The 6,608-nt window shown below is 61.1% G+C and carries 9 protein-coding genes and 1 pseudogene; 5 read left to right on the forward strand and 5 right to left on the reverse strand.

All coding sequences use genetic code 11. From position 1 onward, the window contains the following. Positions 1–173: asparagine synthase-related protein (locus EOA60_RS13625; protein WP_206628134.1), on the reverse strand; the 173-nt coding region annotated here is incomplete at its 3' end. A 256-nt stretch (positions 174–429) separates the two neighbouring features. Between EOA60_RS13625 and EOA60_RS13630 the strand changes: the two genes are divergently transcribed. Then, the gene (locus EOA60_RS13630; protein ID WP_006203587.1) at positions 430–705 is read left to right on the forward strand and encodes a DUF1153 domain-containing protein; all 276 of its coding nucleotides are present in this window, start codon (positions 430–432) and stop codon (positions 703–705) included. A 69-nt stretch (positions 706–774) separates the two neighbouring features. On the opposite strand, the gene EOA60_RS13635 is transcribed toward EOA60_RS13630, so the two are convergent. Next, entirely contained in the window at positions 775–1,701 is a 927-nt protein-coding gene (locus tag EOA60_RS13635) for an NADP-dependent oxidoreductase (protein WP_095823319.1), read from the reverse strand. A gap of 90 nt (positions 1,702–1,791) precedes the next feature. On the opposite strand from EOA60_RS13635, the gene EOA60_RS13640 reads away from it, so the two are divergent. Continuing rightward, entirely contained in the window at positions 1,792–2,199 is a 408-nt protein-coding gene (locus EOA60_RS13640) for a helix-turn-helix domain-containing protein (protein ID WP_066994146.1), read from the forward strand. A gap of 80 nt (positions 2,200–2,279) precedes the next feature. Here EOA60_RS13640 and EOA60_RS13645 read toward each other — a convergent pair whose 3' ends face one another. Further along, complete coding sequence (locus EOA60_RS13645; protein WP_066994149.1) at positions 2,280–2,657, reverse strand: flagellar export protein FliJ; 378 nt, start codon at positions 2,655–2,657, stop codon at positions 2,280–2,282. A gap of 449 nt (positions 2,658–3,106) precedes the next feature. Between EOA60_RS13645 and ctrA the strand changes: the two genes are divergently transcribed. Further along, positions 3,107–3,802, forward strand: a complete 696-nt coding sequence (gene ctrA / locus EOA60_RS13650) for a cell cycle two-component system response regulator CtrA (RefSeq protein WP_006203583.1) — start codon at positions 3,107–3,109, stop codon at positions 3,800–3,802. A gap of 78 nt (positions 3,803–3,880) precedes the next feature. Here ctrA and EOA60_RS13655 read toward each other — a convergent pair whose 3' ends face one another. Both EOA60_RS13655 and EOA60_RS13660 read right to left on the reverse strand, forming a co-directional pair. Continuing rightward, complete coding sequence (locus tag EOA60_RS13655; protein ID WP_095823318.1) at positions 3,881–4,231, reverse strand: response regulator; 351 nt, start codon at positions 4,229–4,231, stop codon at positions 3,881–3,883. A 232-nt stretch (positions 4,232–4,463) separates the two neighbouring features. Next, entirely contained in the window at positions 4,464–5,093 is a 630-nt protein-coding gene (locus EOA60_RS13660; RefSeq protein WP_067326376.1) for a histidine phosphotransferase family protein, read from the reverse strand. Between the two features lie 386 nt (positions 5,094–5,479). Between EOA60_RS13660 and EOA60_RS13670 the strand changes: the two genes are divergently transcribed. Both EOA60_RS13670 and EOA60_RS13675 read left to right on the forward strand, forming a co-directional pair. Then, positions 5,480–6,016 (forward strand): EipA family protein, encoded by a 537-nt coding sequence (locus tag EOA60_RS13670; protein WP_245299591.1) that lies wholly within the window; start codon positions 5,480–5,482, stop codon positions 6,014–6,016. 137 nt (positions 6,017–6,153) lie between these two features. Further along, positions 6,154–6,608: pseudogene (locus EOA60_RS13675) on the forward strand (hypothetical protein); the annotation flags it as partial.

The raw sequence follows: 6,608 nt of genomic DNA on the forward strand, positions 1-6,608 counted from the left end.
GAACCGGCCCGGTGCGTTGCCGCGCCGTGGTCGTAAAGCTGCAGGGTGACGCCGACAACATCATAGCCTTCGCGCTTCAGGATGCCGGCAACGACCGATGAATCGACGCCGCCCGACATCGCGACGACGACGCGGGTGTCTTCTGGGCGTCGGGGAAGATCGAGGCTGTTCATGGTTCTTTCAATCTGCGTGGCGCTGGCTGCCAATGGCCGGAATATAGGTCAAGCATCCCGGCGGCGCCAGCTTGGCTCCTCAAGCGATTTTATCGGGCAAAATCAGGGCCGGACCCCGATTATCTCAAATGCCGAACGAAAACCTAACGCGACGTTCACGATCCTTACCTAGTCATTAGGCTTCGCTTAGGCAATTTTTAAAGCTGTGGCGGTACGGTGGCGGGGATTGGGTCTTTGAGTTTTAGTAGAGAGTACGATGACCGATCTGGTTAGACCTAGAGTCAAATATGTTATCGGGCCCGACGGCAGCCCTCTCACGATAGCCGATCTACCGCCGACGAATACACGGCGCTGGGTTATCCGGCGCAAGGCGGAAGTCGTCGCGGCGGTCCGCGGCGGACTACTCAGCCTGGAAGAGGCCTGCCAGCGCTACAAGCTGACCACCGAGGAGTTTCTCTCCTGGCAGGCATCGATCGACGAATATGGCCTTGCCGGGCTGCGCACGACGCGGATCCAGCAGTACCGGCACTAGGCTCCGACTGCCGGAAACCAAAGAAGGGCGCGGAACTCCGCGCCCTTTTGCTTCCGGGATCTGCGCTGATCAAACCGTCAGCACAACCTTGCCGATCGGTCGGGTGGCGAGGAAGGCATGGGCGGCACCCGCCTGGTTCAGCGGAAAAGCCTTCGCCACGTGCACGGCGAGCTTCCTGGCATCGACTAGCCTGGCGAGTTCCACCAGCCCCTCGCGATCCGGCACCACCGACATGCGCTCGACGCGGATGTTGCGCTCCCCGGCCTTGGCCCTTGTCGCATCGTGGACGTTGAGCAGCGACACCAGCACGCCGCCTTCGCGCAGCACTTTCAGTGACCGGTCGGCATGGTCGCCGCCCATGGCGTCCAGCACCAGATCGATATCGCGGACCCGTTCGGTGAAATCTCCGTTGGTGTAGTCGACGACCTCATCGGCGCCGATCGAGCGGACGTATTCAAGCTTGTCCGGGCTCGCAGTGGCGATGACCCAGGCGCCGCGCGCCTTGGCTATCTGCACAGCGAGATGGCCGACGCCGCCGGCGCCGGCGTGGATCAGGACGCGCTGGCCGGATTGCAGGCCGCCGTGGCGGACGAGACCCTGCCAGGCGGTCAGCCCGGCCAGCGGCAGCGCCGCGGCTTGGGCATGGTCGATGGCGGCAGGCTTGGCTGCGATCTCGTCCACCGGCGTGGCGACGAACTCGGCATAGGCGGCGGCCTGCTTGGGGAAGCGCGGCATGCCGAACACCGCATCGCCGACCTTGAAGGCGGTCACGCCGGTGCCCAGCGCCTCGACGGTGCCCGAGATATCCCAGCCGAGAATGAAAGGTGGTTCGCCGATGAGAGGGAAGTAGCCGGCGCGCACCGCGCCATCGACCGGGTTGATGCCCGCGGCCTTGACGCGGACCAGAACCTCGCTGGCCTTGGGCGAGGGGGCCGGTTGTTCGGCCACGAAGAGGACGTCGGGTTCGCCAACGGTATTCTGGGTAACGGCACGCATTGGATGGTCTCCTGCTTGATTTCTGCCGCTATCGTTTGGATAGTAACAATCTCTTGTCTAGTATGCACCTTTCGGATATATAGATACCTCATGGATAGTGAAGACAGCGGTTCCTTTGGCTACGATGCATTCCGGCGCACATGCCCGTCGCATACGGTGCTCGAAATGCTGGCCAGCAAATGGGTCTATCTGACGGTTTGCGCGTTGCGGCGCGGCCGCCTGCGCAATGGCGAGCTCGCCCGCAAGCTGGAAGGCATCACGCCGAAAATGCTGACGCAGACGCTGCGCGTGCTGGAGCGCGACGGGCTCGTCCGGCGCGAGGTCTACCCGGTCATACCGCCGAGGGTCGAGTATGAATTGACGGAGCTCGGCCAGAACCTTGCGGGACTGCTCAGCCAGATCAGGTCCTGGGCGGAAGAGCATGCGCCCGACATCAAGGATGCCCGTGCGCGGGCGTCGGCGGACCATCAGGATGATGAGACGGCGATGCTGCCCTAAGCCGGAGGCCGGGCTTTTTCGGCTCGTGGTTCGACACCACGATGCCGGCAGTCCTCCGAGGCATCAATTGCGTTTGGCGGTCAGCCGATCATGGCGCTGCGGCCGCCCACTTCCGTGTCGCGGATCTTGCTGTCGCGCGATTCCAGCATCTCCGCCTTGGAAAGCTCCGCTTCAGCTTCGCCGAGTAATGATTCGGCCATGGTTCGCTGCTGGGCAAGATCGTTCTGCGAGTTCCTGAGGTTGTCGCGGCGCAGGCGTGCCGCCTTGGCGAAGGTCGGATAGGCAAAATGGTTGATGTCGGTGATGCCGGCTTTTTTCTCTTCGGCGACGATTTGCGCCTCCAACTCGACGGCCATGCGTTCGAATTCGGCGATCATCATGTCCAGCTGCAACAGCTGGCGCCGCTTCTCATTCACCTGAAACTGCTTCAGCCGAACGAGGTTTTCACGTGACTTCATGACTCGGTACTCCGCAAAACGCACACCTGCATATCGTCCCATCGACCTCGAGAGGCCTACGCGTCGCCCGTTTCCACCGGCTTTCCCCGCTCTATGGGAAACAAAGCCCTAAAGATTTTTGCCGGCGGTAACCATTCGTTTACGGGCATTGTTAATCATACGGGCGAGGACTTAAGGCCGGGTAAAAATTCCGGACAGCGGCAGGAAGCGCGGCCTGCGAGTCTCTGGAGTCACTTAGGCTTGCTTATTAATGTGGTACATGAGCGATTTGGGTCTACGATTCGTTATTAGATTCAAGTGGGTGTAGAAACGGGTTAAAAAATCTGATATCGTGACCGACACGAAATTAGGATTTGTTAACCAGTCGGTGGCACCTTCTGTTCAGGCAATCACTGCTCCGGGTTCGGGACGGGTCGTGACGCGGCCCGGCGGCAGAAAAGGGGAATGAAATGCGTGTTCTGCTGATTGAAGACGACAGTGCAACCGCACAGAGCATCGAGTTGATGCTGAAATCGGAAAGCTTCAACGTCTATACGACCGACCTCGGCGAAGAAGGGGTCGATCTCGGCAAGCTTTACGATTACGACATCATCCTCCTCGATCTTAACCTTCCCGACATGTCGGGCTATGAGGTGCTGCGCACGCTTCGCCTCTCCAAGGTCAAGACTCCGATCCTGATCCTCTCCGGCATGGCCGGAATCGAGGATAAGGTGCGCGGCCTCGGCTTCGGCGCCGACGACTATATGACCAAGCCTTTCCACAAGGACGAGCTGGTGGCGCGCATCCACGCCATCGTGCGCCGCTCCAAGGGCCACGCCCAGTCGGTCATCACCACCGGCGACCTGGTGGTCAATCTCGACGCCAAGACGGTCGAGGTGGGCGGCCAGCGCGTGCACCTGACCGGCAAGGAATATCAGATGCTTGAGCTGCTCTCGCTGCGCAAGGGCACGACCCTTACCAAGGAAATGTTCCTCAACCACCTCTATGGCGGCATGGACGAGCCGGAACTGAAGATCATCGACGTCTTCATCTGCAAGCTGCGCAAGAAGCTCGACGCAGCGTCCGGCGGCCAGAATTACATCGAGACGGTGTGGGGCCGCGGCTATGTGCTGCGTGAGCCGGAAGACATCCGCGTCAGCGCCTGATCCTCTGCCAATTCAAACAAAAAACCCGGCTCAGGCCGGGTTTTTGTTTGGGGTGTCGAAAAGCTCAGGCCGCGATTTTCAGCGGAAGCTCTCGAGCAACTGCGCGCGGTTGAAGGGCTTCAGCAGGTAACCCTGGGCGCCGGCACGTTTCGCTCGCATGATCGAGCCGACATCGACTTCGACGAGCGAGACCAGGATCTGCGGCTTGACGGGGTTTTCGATGGCACGGATGCGGCGAATGAGGTCGACCGCCTGCATATCCGGCAGGCCGCCGTCGACAACAATGACATCGGGCATGTCGCCGGAGCAGATCTCGATCGCATCAAGCCCGCTGGCCGCCTCGAAGACCACGATGTCCGAGCCGCCAAGGATACGCTTCGCGACCTTCCTGATGACGCTCGAGTCGTCCACGAACAGGCAGCGTTTCATTTCCGGGTCCTCTTTGCCATCTGCCGAACCGGCAATCCGGTAACCGTGAGGCACCCTAGAACAATCTGGTAAAGAAGCCGAAAAGCGGTTAGGTAAAGTTTTTCCAAAGAACCGCTTTGCGCGGTTTTGGCCTGCGATGCATTGCAGTGCCAGGCGGCAGGCAATGCTTCGATCGCACTGCCAGCTGCAAGATCAGTGACAATGGATACTTGACCTGTTCTTGGCTGTCGCCTCAGGCCGCCGACAACACGATCTCATCGGCCGTCGCATGGATCGAGATCGTCATGTTCGCCTCGCGCGCCAGAAGCAGCGTGTAATAAGGCTGGACCGAGTGGGCGTCGATCGGCTCCTCGGGCTTGTGGCCCGAATGCAGCTCGAGGAATTTCGGCGGCACCCGCAGCATGGGGCCGCTCGCCGACAGCGAGAAACGCGGTTCGGTCTCGAGGTTCTCCAACGTGACAACCAGCCTGCCGCCACGCGGTATGGCGGCATTGGCGACAAGAATGAGATTGAGCAGAAGCTTGACCTTGTTCTTGGGCAGCAGCGCGCGGGCGCCGTTCCAGACAAGTTCCGGCTTCTCGTTCTTCAGGAAGGCAATGGCCACGGCCTCGGCGTCGCCGGTATCGATCATCATGCCGGCGGAGCCCGCGGCGCCGAAGGCGATGCGGGCAAACTGCAGCCGCGCCGAGGCGTTCCTGGCGCTCTGGCGAATCAGCTTCATGGCGTCTTCGTCGGCGCCGCCTTCATCGAGCAGTTCGAGGCCGTTGTTTATGGCGCCGACCGGCGAAATGATGTCGTGGCATACGCGGCTGCACAAAAGCGCAGCCAGATCGGGGGCGGAGAGGGTGAAGAGCTCGGCCATCGGAGAAATCCCTGCTGGTTCACATGTCATGGCCGAACGTTGTCGCGCCCGCTACGCGAATCACGCTCTTTTCCAAGGCCTTCTGAATACACAGCGCCCGTCCATGCATCAACAAATCCACAGCTGCGGACAGCGAAAATGGTGCGTGATGCCGCGAAATTGAGGCTGATAGAGATCGTGTCAGGCTCTTCAGCCCTCGAACCGCCATCTTCCTGCGCCAGCTTAATGGTTGAAAAAGGATTACGGCATAGTTTGCCCGTAACAGTCATCTCGAAACGGCCGCCAAGAGCCGTAGGGATACGAGGCGTCGGCGAAAGTGCTCCCTGACGGAGATTGGAAGCATGTTTTCCCGATTCTTTGACCGGATGTTCGTCCGCGTCCTCACCATGACGATCGCCCTCTCGGGTGCTCTCATCCTCTCAACCTCGGCGTCGCGGGCCCAGGAATACACCGCGCAAGAGATTGTCGATTCCGGCCACAAGTTCTTCGGCGCGACGTCGGGAGGCCTCGCCACCGTGGTCGAAAAGGTGTTCGCGTCCTACGGCCTGCCAAACGGTTATCTGCTCGGCGAGGAGGGATCCGGCGCGCTGATCGGCGGCCTGACCTATGGCGAGGGCACGCTGTACACCAAGAACGCCGGCGACCATAAGGTGTTCTGGCAAGGCCCATCGCTCGGCTGGGATTTCGGCGGCGAAGGCTCGCGCGTGATGATGCTGGTCTACAATCTCGACGATATCAGCAGCCTCTACAACCGCTTCGGCGGCGTCGCCGGATCGGCTTATGTCGTGGCGGGCGTCGGCTTCAACGTGCTGCAAAGCAACAGAGTGCTGCTCGTTCCGATCCGCACCGGGGTCGGTGCCCGGCTCGGCGTCAATCTCGGCTATCTGAAGCTGACCGAGCGGGCGACGTGGAATCCGTTCTGACCGGACAGGATTGCCACAGCCGCTCGGATAAGACTGATCGTGCCGCGGCGTGCTCTTGCCGCGGCGCTGGATTTCCGCCATGCCAAGGTGGCACAGTCGGCATGGCGGGTTGCCGCCTCGCATACGGATAGTCCACCTTGGTCCAGTCGATCCTGTTCTTCGCACTCGGCTTCCTCTGCGCGGCCTTTCTGGTGTCGCTGATCGCGCCGGCCGTCTGGCGGCGGGCCGTCGTGTTGACACGCCGGCGCCTTGAGGCCTCGATGCCGCTGACGCCTGCCGAGATGCTGGCCGAGAAGGACCGTATCCGCGCCGAGTTCGCCATGAACACGCGCCGACTCGAGATGAACATCAAAAATCTGAAGGAAAAGGTGGCCGAGCAACTGGTCGAGATCGGCCGCGCCCAGGAGGCCCTGAAGGGACTGGCGGTCGAGAAGAAGGACAAGACTCAGGCGCTTTCCGATCTGCAGGCCAAGAACGCGGAGCTCAGGCTGCGCGAGGAAGAGTTGCACAAGCTTACGGAAAAGCTGGCGCAGGCGGAGCGCTCGCTGGAGAAGCGCGCGCTGGAGCTGCAAAAGCTCGAGCAGATGTATGA

The sequence above is a fragment of the Mesorhizobium sp. M1A.F.Ca.IN.020.06.1.1 genome (genome assembly GCF_004023265.1).
Classification (GTDB): Bacteria; Pseudomonadota; Alphaproteobacteria; order Rhizobiales; family Rhizobiaceae; genus Mesorhizobium.

What these genes read in the sequence shown, in the direction of transcription:
- EOA60_RS13660 (WP_067326376.1), bottom strand. Translation starts at nt 5,093, where the DNA reads ATGGCCGAGCTCTTCACCCTCTCCGCCCCCGATCTGGCTGCGCTTTTG.
- EOA60_RS13670 (WP_245299591.1), top strand. Translation starts at nt 5,480, where the DNA reads ATGACGATCGCCCTCTCGGGTGCTCTCATCCTCTCAACCTCGGCGTCG.
- EOA60_RS13640 (WP_066994146.1), top strand. Translation starts at nt 1,792, where the DNA reads ATGGATAGTGAAGACAGCGGTTCCTTTGGCTACGATGCATTCCGGCGC.
- EOA60_RS13655 (WP_095823318.1), bottom strand. Translation starts at nt 4,231, where the DNA reads ATGAAACGCTGCCTGTTCGTGGACGACTCGAGCGTCATCAGGAAGGTC.
- ctrA (WP_006203583.1), top strand. Translation starts at nt 3,107, where the DNA reads ATGCGTGTTCTGCTGATTGAAGACGACAGTGCAACCGCACAGAGCATC.
- EOA60_RS13630 (WP_006203587.1), top strand. Translation starts at nt 430, where the DNA reads ATGACCGATCTGGTTAGACCTAGAGTCAAATATGTTATCGGGCCCGAC.
- EOA60_RS13645 (WP_066994149.1), bottom strand. Translation starts at nt 2,657, where the DNA reads ATGAAGTCACGTGAAAACCTCGTTCGGCTGAAGCAGTTTCAGGTGAAT.
- EOA60_RS13635 (WP_095823319.1), bottom strand. Translation starts at nt 1,701, where the DNA reads ATGCGTGCCGTTACCCAGAATACCGTTGGCGAACCCGACGTCCTCTTC.